This is a genomic window from Kyrpidia sp., from assembly GCF_023512215.1.
Classification (GTDB): Bacteria; Bacillota; Bacilli; order Kyrpidiales; family Kyrpidiaceae; genus Kyrpidia; species Kyrpidia spormannii.
In genome coordinates, this window is sequence record NZ_JAILZZ010000009.1 from 1 (window position 1) to 18975 (window position 18975).

Genomic DNA, 18975 nt, shown 5'->3' on the forward strand with positions numbered 1-18975 from the left:
TGGTGAACCGCCGGATGCGGACCCGCATGTCCGGTGGTGTGAGAGGACGGGGGCTAGCCGCCCCCTCCTACTCGATTGCAGTTTACCAAAAGTTGCTGTAACATATAATCAGTTACTAATTAGCGAAGGTCTTGGTGTTGCTATGAAATTGGACAGCAATTATCATTCAGTGTTTAAGCTCACTTATCACCTCGTCTTGGTGGTCAAGTACCGCCGAAAAGTTATCAACGATCAAGTGGCCGCACGCATTAGGGAAATCGGAGAATATATAGCACCAAGGTACAACATTACGTTCTTGGAATTTAACCATGACCGCGATCACGTGCACATACTCTTCAGTGCCCACCCCAACAGCACTCTGTCGAAATATATCAACGCTTTTAAAAGCGCCTCGTCACGGTTGGTGAAAAAGGAGTTCCCGGAAATCAGGAAACACCTCTGGAAAGAATATTTCTGGTCCCGCAGTTTTTGCCTTTTGACTACCGGGGGAGCTCCGATGGAAGTGATCAAAAAATACATCGAGTCCCAGGGTGAGAACAATGATCATCGTACACCGGTTTCACATCGAGCCAACTAAAGAGCAAGAGCAAAAGCTGTTTCAGACCCTGGAGCTTTGCCGCCAGCTATACAACGCAGCCCTGGAGCAAAGAGAAATTTGTTATCGGCAAAGAGGCAAGTCACCTTCTTGCACCGCACAAAAAAATGAACTACCGGCATTTAAGAAAGAATTTCCGGAATACAAACAGGTCAATGCTCAAGTCCTGCAGGATTGCCTGCAGAGGTTAGACCATGCGTTCCAGCGGTTTTTTGCTGGCCTGGCCGGGTATCCGCACTACAAAGATCAGAACCATTACCGTTCTTTCACCTACCCGCAGGCGGACAAGCAGGACCATTTCAAAAAAATCGGCCATATTTATTTGCCTAAGATTGGGTACGTCAAAATGAAAGCTCACTTTGAATTTAACCCGGCCAAGGTCAGCCGAATCAATGTCAAGTACCACGGCGGCAAATGGTACGTCAATCTGACCTCGGAAATCCAAGAGTCCGAAGGAGTAGACATTGTTAACAAGGTGGGTATTGATGTTGGCCTTTTAACCTTCGCCGCACTCTCAGACGGCACGAAAATCGACAACCCGAAATACTTTCGTAAATCCGAAAAGAAATTGGCCAGGTTGCAAAGACGGCTTTCCCGCAAGAAAAAAGGTTCAAACAACCGAGGGAAGGCTAAAGCGAAAGTAACCAGGCTGCATGATAAGATTGCCAATCAGCGGAAAGACTTCTTGCACAAGATTTCCCACGGCGTCGTCCAAAAATATGACTGGATCGCCGTCGAGGATTTGTCGGTGAAGAACATGATGAAAAATCGCCATTTGAGCAAAAGCATTGCCGACGCTGGCTGGAGCAAGTTCATCAGCTACATCGAATATAAAGCCAAAAAGTTTGGCAAGGTTCTGGTGAAAGTTCCTCCAGTCGGCACGTCCCAAACCTGTGTATGCGGGCATCCGGTTCCCAAAGACCTAAGCGTCCGGATACACCAATGCCTGCATTGCGGGCTGACCGCCGACCGGGACGTGGTCTCGGCGATGGTCATCCTGCAAAGGGTGAATTAAGTAAGATCTTAGTAGGGCTGGAAGCACCCGAACTTACGCCTGGGGAGATTGTGTAAGACCCATGTGGCTGCGGTCGATGAACCAGGAAGCTCCCGCCTCTAAGCGAAAGCGGAGGCGGGAGAGGCTTCACGAAATACAAGTCGAGTCCGAATCGCACAGACTTTAGCAGAAAATGCATCATTGTTCGGATTATTGCCAACTGAAAGGAGTGAAACGGTGGATGAACGTGTCCAGCGCCATCCATGACCTGCGCGCCCTGCTGGCTGACCCGGACCGAGTCACGGTGAACGAAACAATCTTGGAGCACCATAGTCACGATCTGACTTATCACGCCCCCCATCTTCCGGAAGCGGTGGTCTTTCCCACCGACACCCAGGAGGTGAGCCGCATTGTACGATTTGCCAATGAAAACGGGATTCCTGTGGTACCCTTTGGGGTTGGCAGCAGCCTGGAAGGGCACGTCATCCCCGTTCGGGGCGGCATCACGTTGGATTTGAGCCGAATGAATCAAATTCTGGAGATCCGGCCCCAGGACTTTCTCGTCCGCGTCCAGCCCGGAGTCACCCGAAGCCAACTCAACCAAGCCTTGCGGAGGCACGGATTATTTTTCCCCGTTGATCCGGGGGCGGATGCCACCCTCGGTGGCATGGCCGCCACCAACGCCAGTGGAACCAACGCGGTGCGCTACGGGGCGATGCGGGGGCAGGTGTTGGGCCTGGAGGTGGTGCTTCCGGACGGGCGGATCATTCACACCGGGGGACTGTCGGTCAAGTCTTCGGCAGGGTATTATTTAACTGGGTTGTTCGTCGGCTCGGAAGGAACCTTGGGCGTGATTACCGAGGTGATTTTGCGCGTCTACGGCATCCCGGAGCATACGGCGGCGGCCAGGGCCGTGTTTCCGGATGTCGAGTCGGCCGGACGAGCGGCGGTGGCTCTGATTGGATCGGGGATGACGGTGGGGCGGGTGGAGCTGGTGGATGCCAAAACCATCGTGGCGGTGAATCGCTTCAAAGGCACCGATTACCTGGAAAGTCCGACCCTGTTTCTCGAATTTGGCGGCGGACGAAAAGCGGTAGAAGAAGATATCCGCCTGGCTGAAGAGTTGGTGAATAGTGAGGGTTGCCAGACCTTTGTCTATGAACACGACCCCGAGGCGGTGGCTAAGCTTTGGGAGGCCCGCCATCACGCGGCGTTGGCGCTGATGGCAATGGCGCCCGGGAAAAAGATGATGACCACCGATGTTTGTGTCCCCATTTCCCATCTGCCGGGTGCCTTGCATGCGGCTCGCGAGTTGATGGAGAGGCGGGGGATGGATGGATTTATTCTCGGGCACGTGGGGGATGGCAATTATCACGCCGGGTTCGCTGTAGATGCTGACAACCCCGAAGACATCGCCCGGGCGGAAGAGGTGAATGCCGCGATTGTGCGCTATGCCTTGGAGCGGGGTGGAACCTGCACTGGAGAACACGGGGTCGGTATGGGGAAACGCAAGTATTTGCCGGAAGAGCATGGAGAGGCGGTTGAACTGATGCGGGGAATCAAGGCGTTGATCGATCCCAAAGGGATTATGAATCCCGGCAAGGTGATTCCAGACTGATGAGCGGCGCGCCGACCGGGATGTGCCGACGGACCTGCTCGGCCGGGGTCCACGAAAGGGGAGAAGAGGATGGATGTGTATCGGGCGGACGAGCCCAAACCGCTGTATCGGGTGCTCGATGAAGAAGGGTCACCCGTGGGACCTGTACCGGATCTCGCGGAAGACCGGCTTGTCGGGATGTATCGGGGGATGGTCCTTGCTCGCACCTTTGACGAACGCGCTTTGAATCTGCAGCGGCAGGGACGGATCGGGACGTATGCGCCCTTTAGCGGTCAGGAGGCGGCCCAGATCGGCAGTTTCGCGGTCCTAGAAAAGGACGACTGGGTGTTTCCGAGCTATCGCGAACTGGCCGGGCTGATTTATCACGGATTGCCCATGGAGCGGGCGTTGCTTTACAGCATGGGTCATCCGGACGGGGCCAAGGTGCCGGAGGATTCTCGCATGTTTCCCGTGCAGATCGTCATTGCCTCGCAACTCCTCCACGCCGTGGGGGCGGGATGGGCCTGCCGTCTGAAGGGCGAGCGGAGCGTTGCCGTTTCGTATTTTGGCGATGGCGCGACCTCCGAAGGGGATTTTCATGAAGCGCTGAACCTCGCCTCGGTGTTCAGCGTGCCGGTGGTTTTCTTTTGTCAGAACAATGGGTGGGCGATCAGTGTCCCCGTGTCTCACCAAATGAGGTCGGCGACTGTGGCGCAACGGGCGGTGGCGTACGGGATCGAAGGGATTCGCGTGGACGGAAACGATGTTCTGGCCGTCTATGAAGGGATGCTCCGGGCTGTAGATCGGGCCCGGGCCGGGGAGGGGCCGACCTTGGTTGAGGCGGTGACCTACCGGTTGGGACCACACACCACAGCGGACGACCCCACCCGATACCGGGATGAAGAGGAGCTGAAAAGGTGGCGGGAACAGCGGGATCCCATCGTGCGATTCCGGAAGTTTCTTGAAAAACGGGGGATCTGGTCCGAAGAGCAGGAGCGCGCCGAGTGGGAGCGAGCAAGGCGCATGGTGGACGAGGCGGTGGTTCGGGCGGAGTCTTATCCTAAAGCGGATCCATCTTTCGCTTTTGAGCACGTATACGCCTTGATGACACCCGACCTGTCCAACCAGAGGGACGAGTGGAGGGCCCGCGCCTCCCGGAGGGAGGGAATGCAATGAGAGAGATGACGATGATCCAGGCCATTCACGAGGCGATGAAGATGGCCTTGGAAAGCGACGATCGGGTGATGGTGCTCGGGGAAGACGTCGGGAAGAATGGCGGAGTGTTTCGGGCCACCGAGGGGCTTCAGGCCCACTTCGGGCCGGATCGGGTGGTGGACACCCCCTTGGCGGAGTCGGCGATTGTGGGGGCGGCCGTCGGGCTGGCCGTGGCGGGGATGCGGCCGATCGCGGAGATTCAATTTCTGGGATTCATCTATGAGGCGATGGACCAAATCGCCGGTCAGGCGGCGCGAATCCGTTTTCGCTCCGGGGGGCAGTATTCGGCGCCGATAGTGATTCGAGCGCCTTTTGGCGGGGGCGTGCGAACCCCAGAGTTGCATTCGGACAGTTTGGAGGCTTTGTTTTTGCACACGCCGGGCCTCAAAGTGGTCATGCCCAGCAATCCCCGGGATGCGAAGGGGCTGCTTCTGGCGGCGGTTCGCGATCCGGATCCCGTCCTGTACCTGGAGCCGCTAAAACTGTACCGGGCCTTTCGCGGAGAAGTTCCCGAAGAGTGGTACGAGGTGCCTATCGGCCGGGCCCAGGTGGTGATCCCGGGGCAGGACGTGACCGTTATTGCTTGGGGCCCCACGGTCCCCGTGGCGGTGCGGGCGGCCCGGTCGGCCCAGGAGGCTTGGGGCCATTCCTGTGAGGTGATCGATCTGCGCACGATAGCGCCCATGGACACGGAAACCCTGGTGGCTTCGGTGGAGAAAACGGGGCGGGTGGTGGTGGTTCACGAAGCTGTGCGCAGCGGCGGGGTGGGGGCAGAAGTGGCGGCGCGGCTGGCGGAGAGCGCGTTTCTTTCCTTGGCGGCGCCGATGGTTCGAGTGACGGGTTATGACACTCCCTATCCGCCCCCGGCCATTGAGGACGCCTGGTTGCCGAGCGTTGATCGGGTCGTGGAAGCGATTCACCGCGTTGCAGCATTTTAAGACCGTCCAAAGGTTTCTTCGGCTTTGGGAATGGAGGTTGCCATGATTTACCAGTGGAGATTGCCCGATGTGGGGGAAGGGATTCACGAGGCGGAAATCGTTCGTTGGCGAGTGCAGCCCGGTGAGGTGGTCACCGCGGATCAGGTGCTACTCGAGGTCCAGACTGACAAGGCGACGGTGGAGATCCCAAGCCCAGTTGCGGGAAAGGTCGTGGAGGTACACGGGGACGAAGGACAGGTGGTGCCTGTCGGAACGGTGTTGGTGGAGATCGAGACCGAGGAGGGACAAGTGCCGGGACTGAGAGGGGTTGCGGCGGCCAACGGCATGGCGGCGGGATCTGCTACCAGTGGCGTTGTGGGCCGGGAATCGGAGCGGCGGGTGCCGCCGGGCAGTCCGGGTACTGGCAATGGATTTCAGCGAGCCAAGGCGGCCCCGGTGGTGAGGCGGCTCGCCCGGGAACTCGGGATCGATATCAATCAGGTACCCGGGACGGGTCCGGGGGGCCGAGTTCTGGAGGAGGACGTGCGGGCCTTTGCCGCCCGGGGAGGTGACCGGGATCTGGGGGTCGGCACTCCCGGCCCGGAGGTTCAGGTTGGGGAAGGTAGTCCGGAGACGGGCGCTCAAACGTTGTCCACTGCGGAACCGAAGGGACAAGAGGCCGTCTCCCCAGTTGGCGCCCGGGAAGCAGAGGGTTCCTTCGCTCCAGGGCAAGACGCGGACGAGCAGAGGATCCCTCTTCGGGGGGTTCGCCGGGTCATCGCGGAACATATGGTGCGGTCAAAATTTACGATCCCCCATGTGACGGGGATGGACGAAGCAGACGTGACCGAGTTGGTGGCTTTCCGGCGGCAAGTGGAGGAAAGTGCCGCCGAGGGGCAGGTCAAGATCACGTATCTGCCTTTTATCGTGAAGGCTGTGGTGGCCGGGTTAAAAGCGTATCCGTATTTCAACGCGGTTCTCGATGACGAACGCCGGGAGATTGTCGTCAAGCGCCGCTACCACATCGGTATTGCGGTGGATGCGCCGGATGGTCTGTTGGTTCCGGTCGTTCACGATGCCGATCGCAAAAGTGTGCTGGAGATCGCGGAAGAGATCGAAGAGCTGAAGGAGAAGGCCCGGTCGGGGTCCTTGTCTCCGGACGAGATGCGGGGCGGGACGTTTACAATCAGCAATATCGGTTCGTTCGGCGGCCTGTTTGCCACTCCGATTATTCACTATCCCCAGGCGGCGATCCTAGCCACGGGGAAGATCGTCCGGCGGCCTGTGATGTTGGAGGATGACCGGGTGGTGGGGCGATGGATGATGCCGATTTCCCTGACCTTTGACCATCGAATCATCGATGGGGCCGCGGCCACTCGGTTTATGGGATACATCATGCAGCTTCTCGGCAACCCGATGCAATTGATGGTTCGGATCTAAGAGGGGCTGAGCCATTTCCGAGGGTTGGAGACCGACGACGCAGAATCGGATAGGTGCCAGATGCACAATTGATCGGTCTGCGGTATACTACCTCTGTGGGTATTCGGAAGGAGGATTAGGCATGTCGAAAGAAGTGACGGATGCCACGTTCGCCAGTCGAGTCGAGCAGGTGGCCGGGCCGGTATTGGTGGACTTTTGGGCGCCTTGGTGCGGGCCTTGCCGGATGTTGGCTCCAGTTCTTGATGAACTTGAAAAAGAATGGGCTGGAAAACTGGAGATTTATCGGTTGAATGTCGACGATAATCCGAGCACGGCGGGCCGTTTCGGAATCATGAGCATCCCCACCCTGCTCTTGTTCAAAAATGGGCAGGTGGTCCAGCAGGTGATCGGTTATCAGAACAAAGCCCGCTTGTCGGCGACCCTTCGGCCCCATTTGAGCTAAAGGGCCTTGATCGCCGGAGTCGAGTATTCTATAGTGTGAGGTAATAGAAGGGGTAAGGCGTAGACGAGGACCAGTACAGAGGTGTAAGACGGCCCCAGAGAACGGGCTCGTGGCTGAGAGGCCCGCGCCGTCCCCTTTGGAACCCCCCTCGGAGCTGCTGCCGGAGCGGACCGCCGTGGATCCGTGAAGGTGAGCCGTGGCCGGGCGTTAACCGGATCCGGGTTGTCCGGGATGAGGGGGCCGACGAGGCCAACGAAGGTGGTACCGCGGAAGGGGCTCTTCCGTCCTTTGAGACGGGAGAGCTTTCTTATTGCCGCGAGGATCGGATCGCGTGGAGAGGAGAGCCGGGTAATGATCGAGAAGAATCTATCTTTTCTCGGCGCCGGGGCGATTGCCGAGGCATTGATTCGGGGATTGTTGGATGCCGGGGCGGCCCGGGCGGACCGGATTCGGGTCGCCAATCGCTGGGACGGGCAAAAAAGGGACAGCCTGGCTCGGCGGTACGGCGTGGTGGCGGTGGAGCGCCCTGAAGCGATTCGCCTGGGCGAGGTGCTGATTCTGGCCATGAAACCGAAAGACGCCGGAGACGCGTTGGTCGAGGTGAGGGATCACCTGCTGGGCCAGCCCCTGATCCTTTCGGTTTTGGCGGGCATTCCGACGGAATGGATCGAGCGGCAGCTCGGGGGACAGATTCCAGTCATCCGGGCTATGCCAAACACCTCTTGTCGGGTGGGGGAATCGGCCACGGCCCTGGCCCCGGGCCGTTACGCAACGGCGGAACAGATGAATCTGGCGGAACAGATCTTTGCTGCTGTCGGCCGAGTGGTGGTGGTGCCAGAAAGCCAGATGGATGCGGTCACGGGGTTGTCGGGAAGCGGTCCCGCTTACGTATATTACCTGGCTGAAGCACTGATGGCATCGGGCAGGGAGATGGGTTTGGACGAGAAGGTATGCCGGGGGTTGGTGGAACAGACGCTTTACGGAGCGGCGCTCATGCTCCGCAATACCGAGGAGTCGCCGGAGACCCTGCGGCGGCAAGTCACCTCCCCGGGAGGGACCACGGAAGCGGGAATCCAGGTGTTGGAGCTGCGCCACGTGGCGGAGGCGCTCCGGGAGGCGGTGCGAAAGGCGGCGGAGAGGAGCCGGGAGTTGCAAGAGGCTTTTGCTGAGTCTGCGGCCTCGGAGGCCGATGGGTAAGCGGCCGCTCTTGACAGTGGCGACCCTCTGAGCGGTCAAAGCCGGAAAGCCGCCCGCATTGGATCGTAGGGCGGCTCGGCCAGTGAGGTGGGCCTGCCCGGTTTGACGCGGCTACTGGACTTTCTCCATCCGGCGCCTATGGATCTCTGCCATCCAGCGCTCGTAAAGGGCATCGGACAGATCGACGTGGGGTTCGTGGGGCATGTGGAGCCGCCGGTGCTCCGGCGAGAGCTGTGCCAAGGATTGGGCAGCCGTCCGTCGGGCGGTATCCGGCGTAATCTTATCGATCAGTCGACGACCGTCGCGGTACACCGGGCGGAGCAGTCGGATGGCTTCGTAATCGGTGACCACCTTTTGTTTCCAGCGATATTCCGGATGAATCATTCGCAGAGGACCTTTTGGGTCTTCTTCGTCCTCCAAAATGATGAGGTCGCCGACAAACTGTCCATCCTTCAAAAGGCGCACCACGTTCTTGCGGCCGGGCAAGGTGACCTTGGTGGGGTTTTCCGAGAGTTTGATCGGGGTGCTCAGGTGGCGTTCCCCGTTTTCCTCCCATTCAATTGCCGCCAGCTTGTAGACTCCGCCCAATGCGGGGTCGGACCGCGCGGTGATCAAGTTCGTCCCGACGCCAAAGGCGTCGATGGGCGCGCCTTGGGCCAAAAGGTCTCGAATAACGAACTCATCCAGATCCGAGGAAGCGATAATCTGGGCGCCCGGAAACCCGGCCTCATCCAGAGCCTTTCGACAGACTCGGGACAGATAGGCGAGGTCCCCGCTGTCGATGCGCACCCCAATCGGTTCGTATCCCTTCTCCCGGAGCTTTCGGAACACAGCAATGGCGTTGGGCAAGCCACTGCGCTCCACGTCGGTGGTGTCTACGACAAGAAGACATTGGTCGGGAAATGCCTCGGCGTAGGCGGTAAAAGCCTCAAGTTCCGCTTCCTTCGCCTGATCCGGAGACTGGACGTCACGGTGAAAAGCGAGAACAAAGCTATGGGCCATGGTTCCCGTAATGGGTATCCCGAATCGGCGTCCCGCTTCAGTTGTCGCGGTTTTACTGACTCCCCCGATGTATGCGGCCCGGGCCCCGTCGATGGCGGCGTCCACCCCTTGGGCCCGGCGTGCTCCCATCTCGATCACAGGTTTGCCGGCGGCTGCCTCCACCATCCGGTGAGCGGCGGTGGCGATGAGGCTCTGATGGTTCACGTATGTAAGGAGCATCGTTTCCAAAAGTTGAACCTCGAATAATTTCCCCTCCACCCGCAGCATGGGTTCCCGGGGAAACATCACCGTTCCTTCTTCGGGCGCGTAGATTGTCCCGTGAAATCGAAAGCGGCGCAACAGGTCCCAGAATTGCTCGTCTCGGATCTGAGGGGCTACACTTTGTAAATATCGGATCTCGTCCTCTCCGAAACGAAAATTCTCGATACCTTGCAGGACCCCCTCCAGGCCGACGAAAAGGACGTACGGGTGCTCGAAGGGTCCCTTTCTGTAAAAAAGATCGAATACAGCTGTGCGCTCGTGGATTCCGGCGCGAAAATACCCATAGGCCATCGTCAGTTCGTAAAAATCAAAGAGCAGCGGAAAACTCACCGGTGCTCCTCCTTTCGTGCCCCAAACCGGTGACCCCCGGCGGGCCAACTCCGGGTTCTGGATTGCAACCTTCGGGATCTCATTTGAATTGTAGCACAATCCGCTGCAAAACACCCATTGGTCCCACTTCCATGGCACCCACGGAAAATAAAAACAGATAGCCACGTTTCAGTCCGTGTGATATAATACATAACTAATAATGACAGATTTAACGTCAATGCATGGGAAAAACTCCGCCGGGGGTGGGGTGGGGTGGACCGACAACTGTTTGATCGGATCGATGAGGCCGGCACCCCGGTGGATTTGCGGAGGCTCCATGCTGCGGCGGTCCGAACGATTACAGACCCCCGTATGCTGTCGACCTTCCATGACCGTTTATTCTGCCGCGTCGTGGCTTTGGCTGAGAAAGCTTTAGAGCGGGACGGCTGGGGTCCGGCCCCCGCTCGTTACTGTTGGCTTGAACTTGGCAGCGGGGCCAGGCGGGAGCAGATGATCAGCACCGACCAGGACAACGCCCTGGTTTACGACTCGCCCGAAGGAGCCGAACATGCCGTGGAAGGCTATTTTGCAGAGATGGCCAGGCGCGTGGTCGGGGGGCTGGATGACGCGGGGTACCCTCTGTGCCGGGGCTATGTCATGGCGGTGAACCCCCGGTGGCGGGGCACACCAGAACAATGGGCCCGCCGGATCCAGGGATACCTGGATTACCCGGATTGGAGCAATGTACGGCTGTTGTTAATTGCCGCCGATCAGCGTCCGGCCTGCGGAGACGCGGGGCTCGGTCATCGCGTGAGGAAAGGGGTTGTTTCCGCCCTTCGGGATGCCCGCTATGCCCTGTGGTCGGCGGCAGATCACGGCTGGCGGGTTGGGCGGGCGGCCCTGACCGCCCTGGGGCGCCTCCGTACCGGGGCCGAGGAGCGGCAGGGGATGGTGGATATCAAAACCGGGTTATACGCCCCTTTGGTGGGCAGCGTCCGACTTTGGGCCCTGCGGGCGGGGATCGAGGAACCGGGGACCCGCGAGCGGATCGAGGTACTCGAAAAGAGCGGACTTTGGAGTGCTGAAGAGGCCCGGGCGGCGGCTGAGGCCCTTCGGATCTGCCTTGCCCTTCGCTGGAAAAGGCATCGGGATTGTCTCCTCGCAGACCGGCCGCCGGATGATTGGGTGGATCCTGCGGAGTTGCCGCGGGACATGGTGGATCAGCTTTTCCGGGCTCTGTCTGCGACCCGGGCCCTTCAGAAACGAACCTATCAGTATTTTCAGCATCTCTACCGGCGGGGGTGAAGAAAGCGTGAAGCCGCAGCGTCTGGGATGGTTTCAACGGCTGTTGAAAAATCGCGATGTCACGGCACTGCTCGCCGCGTCCGCTGAGGGTTCTGTTGCCACTGAGGCGGCTCTGCGCCAAATGGTCCGGGAAATCAACCGCCGGGATATCTGGGAAGAGCCCTTGGATCGCTTGACCTACGTGGTGTTTGATACGGAAACCACGGGGTTCGATTGGCGTACCGACGCCTTGATTGAGATCGGTGCCGTACGGGTGGAAAATGGGCAAGTCCGCGAAGATCAAACGTTCTCATCACTGATCGCTCTTGAACCCGGTCGCCGAGTCCCGGAGGTGGTCCGGCGGATCACCGGGCTGAGTGAACAAGAACTCTGGCGAGCTCCCAAAGTCCAAGACGTATTGTCGCGGTTCATGGCGTTTTCCTCAGACGCTGTTTTGGTCGCTCATCACGCCGGACACGATGTTAATTTCCTAAACGTTCCATTAAACCAATTCTACGGCATTGAGTTGCCCCGTCGGGTCGTGGACACCGCCCAAGTGGCCCGGCGACTGTGGCCCGACAGCGGCGAGGCCACTTTGGACTATCTCATTGAACGCATGGCGATTCCGCCGCTGACTCGTCACCGGGCTTTGAACGACGCCCTGTTGACTGCCCGGATATGGAGTGTATTTCTCACCTTATTTACAAGAAAAGGTCTGACAAAATGGGGAGAGTTCTTTACGTGGATGAAAACGGACGTTGTTATTGGTGATGAATATTGACATCTGCGGTTATTGTATATATCATATAAAGTGTCTCTTTCATATCCGCGAGATTGAGGAGGGTGGGCAATGATCAAATGGGCGAGATGGGGGTTCCTGCCGGCTCTGGTCCTTCTCGTACCGTCTGTGGTCTTGGCGGCGGATCCGACCGTCAAGGATGTCGCCCAGGCGGTGGACACAGTGTGGGTTGCGGTGACCGCGTTCTTGGTGTTTTTCATGCAGGCCGGTTTTGCCCTGTTGGAGGCCGGATCGACCCGAATGAAAAATGCCGGCCACATCGCCGGGAAAAACATCTTGAGTTTTGGCTTGGCGGCGCTGGTCTTCTGGGCGGTGGGGTTTGCCATCAGTTTTGGGCAGGGAAATGCGTTCGTCGGAACTCAGGGGTGGTTTCTCAACGTCAGTGATGATATGGTGAATCAAGTTTTCGGTTCGTTGTCTTACAGCGACGTCCCCCTTGGCGCCAAGTACATGTTTGAAGTCGTGTTCGCAGGGGTATCACTGGCTATCTTTTGGGGCGGCATCGCCGAACGGGCTAAACTGATCGTGTACTTCATTTTCGGGATTTTGTTTTCAGCCCTCATCTATCCCGTTGTGGCGCACTGGATTTGGGGCGGCGGCTGGCTGTCCGGTCTCGGGATGCAGGATTTTGCCGGATCGACGGTGGTCCATCTTCAAGGCGGAGTCGCGGCTCTGGTGGGGGCGATGCTGCTCGGTCCGCGCATCGGCAAATACGGCAAGGATGGCAGCGTTCATTCCCTGCCCGGGCACAATACCGTATACTCCGTCCTCGGCGTCATCATCCTGTGGTTCGGCTGGTTCGGGTTCAACCCCGGCAGCACCTTGTCGGCATTGAACGTTTCTTTTGCGTATATCGCTATGACGACCAATCTGGCGGCGGCAGCCGGGGGCGTGGCGGCGTTGTTGACCGCGTGGGCCGTTCTCGGTAAGCCGGACATTCCAATGATGCTCAACGGGGTCCTAGCTGCTTTGGTGGCCATCACGGCGAGTTGCGCGTTTGTGGAGCCCTGGGCGGCAGTGGTCATCGGGGCGGTGGCCGGGGTGGTCATGGTCCTCTCGGTGCAGTTTTTTGAGAGGGTAGCCCGGGTGGACGATCCGGTGGGAGCCTTTTCGGTTCACGGTGTGGCCGGGATCTGGGGGACTTTGTCCACGGGGTTTTTTGCATCTCCGGATTTGGTGAAATCTGTGGGCGTCGGCGCGCCGGGCCTGTTCTACGGCGGCGGGCTGCACCAGCTTGGCGTGCAGGCGGCCGGGGTACTGGCGGCCGGGGTGTATGTGTTCGTGGTGTCGTTCATCATTCTCTATGCGATCAAGGCCACCGTTGGTCTTCGGATCAGCCGGGAAGAGGAGATCATCGGCCTGGATGTCAGTGAACACGGCGCATCGGGGTATCCGGAACAACTGCCCCACGGCGGTGAGTTCTCCCAAGGGGGCTCTTCCGGAACTCGCGCGACACCCACGGCTTGATTTTGGATCGCATTTAACGAAGCTGTCGAAACAAGGACGCCGAGGTGCTCCAAAGGGAGATGGGAGACGATCGGTGACGGGGTGGTGAGTAGATTTCACCACCCTTCTCGTCTTTTTTCGTCCCTCACATTCCGCTGGTGCCGAACTCCCAACAACTGAGGCTCAAGGACCCATATTGGTAATACTGGCATAATCGCCGGGCCGCGCGGTCCCCGTCGGCCGAACCCATGGCGATCAGGAGAGGAACAAAATGTTCGTTTCGCGGAACGGCCATGTGGGCATAAGGGGCCTCGGACTTATAGCGAAAAAGTGCTCGGGTGTCCCAATTCTCGATCCGATCTCGTAGCCAGTCGTCAAAGCTCTGCGCCCAGTCTGCCGGCAGTCCGTCTTGTTCTCGGCTCCAATCGAGAGACCACAGATTGTGCACCGTCCCACCGCTGCCTAGGATCAGCGCGTCCCGACGAAGGGGAGCGAGGGCCCGGCCGATGGCGTACTGCTTTTCCGGGGGTAGGGCGGGATTGACGGACAGGGTCGCCACGGGCACGTCCGCATGGGGGAACAGGAGGCGAAGCACCACCCAGGCGCCGTGATCGAGCCCGCGGCTTTGATCGATTTTGGCTGGAATACCAGCCTCGTCAAGAAGGGCTCGAGCTTCTTCGGCCACTTCCGGCGCTCCTTGGGCGGGGTAGACAATCCGATAAAGGTCATCGGGAAATCCGAAAAAATCGTAGATCATCCCGAATTGCTCGGGGGCGCCAATGAGCTGCACGGGAGATTCCCAGTGGGCGGTGAATAGGAGCACCGCCTTGGGTTTTGGAAAACGGGAAGCAACGCTTTGCAGAAGCTGTGTGTATGGGTTGTTTTCAATGGCCAAAGTGGGGGCTCCATGGGCAATGAAATACGCCGGGTTCACCAAAGTCCCTCCTCATCGTCACACTCTTTGGGTATCCTGGCGCCTTCTGGGGAGAAGGGCCGGTCGCCCGAAGGATTAGGAAGGCTGAGGGGTTGGAGTCGGCAGAGCGTACCCTTCTTTGTACTTCTCCTCAATAAAAGCCCGAATGTCCTTCGCCCCTTTGCCATCTCTCCACAGCCCTATGGACTGAGCTGCGATTTCCAAACAGACGCCGCACCCGGCACCGTGGCTATTCCAAACCACCGACCCGTCCGGATTGACAGCGCGGATGAAGCAGTCCCTGTTGCTTTTATGCCCCGCGCTTTCCCCACATCCGCAATAGCATGGGATCCATTGCAACAGTTCGGTGGATTTGCCGGCGGCTGCATAGATTTGGCGGACCGCTTCCTGCTGGTTGTTTAAAAAGGTCGGCAATACTTCAGCAGAGGCTGTAGTTTCCAGGATATCGCCCTGATAGGAGGAAGAGGAACCACAGGCCACAAGAAAAGTGGATGACAAAAGAAAAACAATGCTGAGGTGGAAGATTTTTGAACGCTTCATTTCTGCTACCTCTTTCTGACAGACTCGCCTTCACTCTCTCCAATGTCGTATCGCATGGGTAAAATGCGGAACAGGGGAGATATGATGGCTTGGCTAGCTCGACACGGTTAGGCTAACATAAGAGAAGGGTGTGGGTAAACCACCAAAACCCTTCAGACCACGCCGAGTTCTTGGAAATGCCGAATGGAACTCCCGCGGATGTGCCAAATGCGGCCCCTTGACACGGCTGAGAAATTCACGTAAGGTGAAGGTAATTTTAAACCGAATACTCGCGATGGATCCTTACTCTTATCCAGAGTTGGCGGAGGGACGGGCCCGATGATGCCGCGGCAACCGGTCGGAACACCGGCACGGTGCCAATTCCTGCGGGGAGACCCCGGAAGATGAGAGAGGGGGACAACAGTCCGACCTCTTTCCACCGGAAAGGGGTTTTTTGGTGGGTTTAGGGGATGGAGGCGAGGAAGCCGCGCGGAGTGGGGGGATCTGGGGATGTACAATGTGCACGGTTTACGGGAAAAGTTAGCCCTCGGCAAGTTTGTGACCACGGTGGAGTTGGAGCCGCCCAAGGGGGCGGATCCCTTGCCCACCATGGAAGCGGCCAAATTCCTCCGGGGCAAGGTGGATGCGGTGAATATCGCGGACAGTCCCATGGCCACCCTGCGGATGAGCCCCATCGCCCTGGCTCACATTGTCCAGGAGGATCTGGGCCTTGAAGCGATTTTTCACCTGACCTGTCGGGACCGCAACCTGCTCGGCCTTCAGAGCGAATTGTTGGGTGCGGCGGCCCTGGGGGTGAGGAACATCCTCACCTTGACCGGGGATTCTCCCAGCCGGGGGGATCATCCTGAGGTCAAAGGGGTGTTTGAGACCGATTCCATCGGTTTGGCCCGGCTGGCTGAACGACTGAACCAAGGCTACGACTTGACCGGCCACGAACTGAGCGGCCCGACCCGGTTCTTGATCGGCGGGGTGGCCAATCCCGGGGCGGAAGATTTGGACGCCGAAGTGGCCAAATTGGCGGCCAAGGTGGAAGCCGGGGTTCGCTTCGTCCAGACCCAGCCGGTGTTCGATATCGAGACGGCCTTGCGTTTCTGGGAGCGCACCCGCCACCTGCCGGTCCACATCCTGTTCGGACTTCTGCCGCTCAAGTCCGCCCGCCAAGCCCGCTATTTTAACGAGAAGGTACCCGGGGTGCGGGTGGGGGAAGACGTGATTCAGAAAGTGGAAGAAGGCGGCCGGGCTGCGGGGATCGCCCTCTGCCGGGAGTTGTACGGGGGACTGAGGGAGTTCGCGGCCGGCGCCCATCTCTTTCCCATCGGGGACCTGCGGGCGGTGTACGAGATCCTGGATATCGACACCGATCTTCGCCGTGCTGCGATTTAAAAGGCACCAGCCCGGATGGAGCGGTGCGGAAGGGCTCGACGCTCCGCTCCATCCCGCCCGACGGCCCTGCAACCCCGAGCGGGTTCCCAGTTTTCAACGGGGCAACAGAAATCCCATCCGTTCGAAGACCAGGTGCAGATTCGGTTCCGCCACAGCCTTGGCTTTGGCCGCCCCCTCGGCGAGAATGCGGTCCAGCTCCTCACTGTCGACCAGCTCTCTATACCGCTCTTGCAGCGGCTCCAGCCGGGCCACCACCGCTTCGGCCAGATCTTGCTTAAAAGGTCCATATCCCACCCCGGAATACTGTTTCTCCAGTTCGGGGATCGTTTTGTCCGTGCATGATGAATAAATGGTGAGCAAGTTGCTGACGGCCGGTTTCCGCTGGGGATCGAAGCGCACTTCCGCCTCGGAGTCGGTCACCGCCCGGCGGATCTTTTTCCGGATGTCGTCGGGGCTGTCCAGCAGGGAAATGTAGCTCCCAGGGTTGGCGCTGCTCTTGCTCATCTTTTTCGTCGGGTCGTCCAGGGACATGATCCGACTTCCCACTTTGGGGATCAAGGGCTCCGGGATGACAAACGTATCCCCGTACCGCTTGTTGAACCGCTCGGCCAGATCCCGGGTCAATTCCAGGTGTTGTTTTTGGTCTTCCCCCACCGGGACATGGGTGGCCTGATACAACAAAATGTCCGCCGCCATAAGGGCAGGATATGTAAACAGGCCGGCGCTCACGCCTTCCTTGCCCTCAGATTTCTCTTTGAACTGGGTCATGCGCCCGAGCTCGCCGTAATGCACCAGGCACTCCATCAGCCACCCCAACTGGGAGTGGGCGGGGACGTGGGATTGAAGGAAAAGGACCGACCGACGAGGATCGATCCCCGCCGCCAGATACAGAGCGCTGAGTTGTCTCGTCTGCCGGTGCAATGCGGCAGGTTCCTGGGGGACCGTAACGGCATGGAGGTCCACCACGCAGTAAAAACATTCGGCTTCATCTTGGATGTCGACAAAATGGCGCAGGGCGCCGAGGTAATTGCCCAGGGTGGGCGTGCCGCTGGGCTGCATCCCGGAAAATACGCGCATCGTGGTCACCTCGGCCTTTATCATACCAAAAGGTCGGACCGGACTGCCACGGCGAAAACAGATTTCGACGTTTTTTGACGTCTTTTTTTACATTCGGCAAAATAGTCGATGGCGAGGGGGGACGGGGGTTGGCCGAGGTTCATGTGGAGAAAAAGACGGCCGGGCGGATGTTGCAACCGGCCACGGGGTATCTGACAGGATTCACCCATTCGTTGAACCCGTACATCGGGTGCGCCTTTGGCCGACCGGTGGACAACCTCGGCCGGGACACCGTCGGTTGCCCCTACTGTTACGTGCGGCGCCTGCCGGTGGCTTTACTCCATCCAAAACCCTGGGGGACCTGGGTGACGGTCAAAGAGGGTGCCCCGGAACGCCTCCGCCGGGAACTGCGGCGCAGCCGGGATCGGGGAGAGACACTCAGAATCTTCCTGGGCTCCTCCACAGACCCCTATCAGCCAGTGGAAGGGCGATGGAAGATCACCCGGGAGCTGCTTCGGGTGATCGCGGAAGAAGGGGGCGTCGACCAACTGGTGGTTCAAACCCGTTCCCCCATGGTCCTCCGGGATGTGGATCTCCTGCGAGCCCTGGGCAACAAAGTGCGGGTCAGTCTCACCGTGGAGACCGATGACGAGCAGGTCCGCCGCCTGCTCACCCCGACCTCGCCGCCGGTCTCCGGGCGCCTTCGGGCCCTGGCGCGATTGCGGAGGGCCGGCGTGCCCACTCAAGCGGCGGTGTCCCCGGCTTTGCCCATGAACCCGGACCGGCTGGCCCGGCTGCTGGCCGAGGCGGCGGACCGGGTAGTCCTGGATACCTTTCACCTGGGAGACGGATCCGGTGGAAAGCGGAGCCGGTTGCTGGGCATGCCCCGGCGGCTTGAAGCGGCCGGTTATGAGGGGTGGTTTGACCCGGATCTTCATCTGCGCCTGATCCCGATCTTCGTAGGCATTCTCGGCCCCGGACGGGTTGGACTGGGAGCTGCGGGATTTGCTGGAATGAACCTCACGTCACCACCGCACCCTAGGGGGGAGTGAAAGGAAAGGAGCGGGTCGGGTGGATACTCTGGGACATGGGTTTTGGATGTACGCGATATTTCGAAAACGAAGAGACGTTCCTTTTTTGGTGGCCGGGGCCCTGGCGCCAGATCTGTGGTTGTGGAGTGCCGGGCTGTTCATGATCCTGACGGGCCGAGGGGGCACGTTGCTCCGGCAGGGCCTGGACGGGTTGATGGGGCGGCCGTGGGTGTTTGCCGGGGACAGCCTGAGTCATTCCCTCCCCCTGTGGAGCGCAGTGATGGTGGCGGCTCTCATCGGCCGATTTCGGGCCGCGGCAGCGGTGGCCGCCGGGGCCGGGCTCCATATTGCCGTGGACCTGTTCACCCACCGCCAATTTGCACCGGCCTACCTGTATCCTTTTTGGTCCCGGCCGATCGCCGGCTGGGTGGAATCCGGATCCTGGTGGTTTGTCGGGGGGGATTTGGCCGCCATGGCCGCAGTTTTCCTCTTTCATTGGCTTCGCCAGCGGGATACAATGAAAACTGGGTGAG

At 59.3% G+C, this 18975-nt stretch carries 18 protein-coding genes and 1 riboswitch; of the genes, 14 read left to right on the forward strand and 4 right to left on the reverse strand.

What is annotated here, in order from left to right; all coding sequences use genetic code 11:
* Window positions 1-142: 142 nt before the first annotated feature.
* The 8 genes from tnpA (at window position 143) to proC (ending at window position 8397) form a co-directional block, all read left to right on the forward strand.
* Window positions 143-577 (forward strand): IS200/IS605 family transposase, encoded by a 435-nt coding sequence (gene tnpA / locus K6T64_RS05390; protein ID WP_288008968.1) that lies wholly within the window; start codon window positions 143-145, stop codon window positions 575-577.
* Complete coding sequence (locus tag K6T64_RS05395; RefSeq protein WP_288008887.1) at window positions 540-1610, forward strand: RNA-guided endonuclease InsQ/TnpB family protein; 1071 nt, start codon at window positions 540-542, stop codon at window positions 1608-1610. Before tnpA ends, K6T64_RS05395 begins: the two co-directional genes overlap by 38 nt.
* 220 nt (window positions 1611-1830) lie before the next feature.
* On the forward strand, window positions 1831-3207 hold the full coding sequence (locus K6T64_RS05400; protein WP_288008888.1) for an FAD-binding oxidoreductase: 1377 nt from the start codon (window positions 1831-1833) through the stop codon (window positions 3205-3207).
* Window positions 3208-3276: 69 nt separating this feature from the next.
* Window positions 3277-4362, forward strand: a complete 1086-nt coding sequence (pdhA, locus tag K6T64_RS05405; RefSeq protein ID WP_170085178.1) for a pyruvate dehydrogenase (acetyl-transferring) E1 component subunit alpha — start codon at window positions 3277-3279, stop codon at window positions 4360-4362.
* A complete protein-coding gene (locus K6T64_RS05410; RefSeq protein WP_288008891.1) occupies window positions 4359-5339 on the forward strand; it encodes an alpha-ketoacid dehydrogenase subunit beta in 981 nt (326 codons plus the stop codon). The genes pdhA and K6T64_RS05410 overlap by 4 nt, the downstream gene beginning before the upstream one ends.
* A gap of 42 nt (window positions 5340-5381) precedes the next feature.
* Window positions 5382-6758, forward strand: coding sequence for a dihydrolipoamide acetyltransferase family protein (locus K6T64_RS05415; RefSeq protein WP_288008892.1), 1377 nt, complete (start codon window positions 5382-5384; stop codon window positions 6756-6758).
* Between the two features lie 121 nt (window positions 6759-6879).
* Window positions 6880-7200 (forward strand): thioredoxin, encoded by a 321-nt coding sequence (trxA, locus tag K6T64_RS05420; protein ID WP_013074673.1) that lies wholly within the window; start codon window positions 6880-6882, stop codon window positions 7198-7200.
* Window positions 7201-7551: 351 nt separating this feature from the next.
* Window positions 7552-8397: a pyrroline-5-carboxylate reductase gene (gene proC / locus K6T64_RS05425; protein WP_288008894.1), complete on the forward strand. Its 846-nt coding sequence runs from the start codon at window positions 7552-7554 to the stop codon at window positions 8395-8397.
* A 111-nt stretch (window positions 8398-8508) separates the two neighbouring features.
* Here the strand turns inward: proC and K6T64_RS05430 are convergent, their stop codons facing one another.
* Window positions 8509-9990 carry a nicotinate phosphoribosyltransferase gene (locus K6T64_RS05430; protein WP_288008895.1) on the reverse strand — a complete coding sequence of 494 codons (1482 nt, stop codon included), beginning with the start codon at window positions 9988-9990 and terminating at the stop codon, window positions 8509-8511.
* Between the two features lie 252 nt (window positions 9991-10242).
* On the opposite strand from K6T64_RS05430, the gene K6T64_RS05435 reads away from it, so the two are divergent.
* The 3 genes from K6T64_RS05435 to K6T64_RS05445 all read left to right on the forward strand — a co-directional run bounded on the left by K6T64_RS05435 (window position 10243) and on the right by K6T64_RS05445 (window position 13519).
* Complete coding sequence (locus K6T64_RS05435) at window positions 10243-11274, forward strand: DUF294 nucleotidyltransferase-like domain-containing protein (RefSeq protein WP_288008896.1); 1032 nt, start codon at window positions 10243-10245, stop codon at window positions 11272-11274.
* A 7-nt stretch (window positions 11275-11281) separates the two neighbouring features.
* Window positions 11282-12034: a 3'-5' exonuclease gene (locus tag K6T64_RS05440; protein WP_157935376.1), complete on the forward strand. Its 753-nt coding sequence runs from the start codon at window positions 11282-11284 to the stop codon at window positions 12032-12034.
* A 69-nt stretch (window positions 12035-12103) separates the two neighbouring features.
* Entirely contained in the window at window positions 12104-13519 is a 1416-nt protein-coding gene (locus K6T64_RS05445; protein ID WP_288008898.1) for an ammonium transporter, read from the forward strand.
* Window positions 13520-13643: 124 nt separating this feature from the next.
* Here K6T64_RS05445 and K6T64_RS05450 read toward each other — a convergent pair whose 3' ends face one another.
* Window positions 13644-14432: a DODA-type extradiol aromatic ring-opening family dioxygenase gene (locus K6T64_RS05450; protein ID WP_288008900.1), complete on the reverse strand. Its 789-nt coding sequence runs from the start codon at window positions 14430-14432 to the stop codon at window positions 13644-13646.
* Between the two features lie 75 nt (window positions 14433-14507).
* A complete protein-coding gene (locus K6T64_RS05455; protein WP_288008901.1) occupies window positions 14508-14972 on the reverse strand; it encodes a PCYCGC motif-containing (lipo)protein in 465 nt (154 codons plus the stop codon).
* Window positions 14973-15257: 285 nt separating this feature from the next.
* Window positions 15258-15362: riboswitch (SAM riboswitch) on the forward strand.
* 99 nt (window positions 15363-15461) lie between these two features.
* Between K6T64_RS05455 and K6T64_RS05460 the strand changes: the two genes are divergently transcribed.
* A complete protein-coding gene (locus K6T64_RS05460; protein WP_288008902.1) occupies window positions 15462-16355 on the forward strand; it encodes a methylenetetrahydrofolate reductase in 894 nt (297 codons plus the stop codon).
* Window positions 16356-16448: 93 nt separating this feature from the next.
* Here the strand turns inward: K6T64_RS05460 and trpS are convergent, their stop codons facing one another.
* Window positions 16449-17432 (reverse strand): tryptophan--tRNA ligase, encoded by a 984-nt coding sequence (gene trpS, locus K6T64_RS05465; protein WP_288008903.1) that lies wholly within the window; start codon window positions 17430-17432, stop codon window positions 16449-16451.
* 128 nt (window positions 17433-17560) lie between these two features.
* On the opposite strand from trpS, the gene K6T64_RS05470 reads away from it, so the two are divergent.
* On the forward strand, window positions 17561-18463 hold the full coding sequence (locus tag K6T64_RS05470) for a radical SAM protein (RefSeq protein WP_288008905.1): 903 nt from the start codon (window positions 17561-17563) through the stop codon (window positions 18461-18463).
* Window positions 18464-18482: 19 nt separating this feature from the next.
* Window positions 18483-18974 (forward strand): hypothetical protein, encoded by a 492-nt coding sequence (locus K6T64_RS05475; RefSeq protein WP_170085184.1) that lies wholly within the window; start codon window positions 18483-18485, stop codon window positions 18972-18974.
* Window position 18975 lies beyond the last annotated feature (1 nt).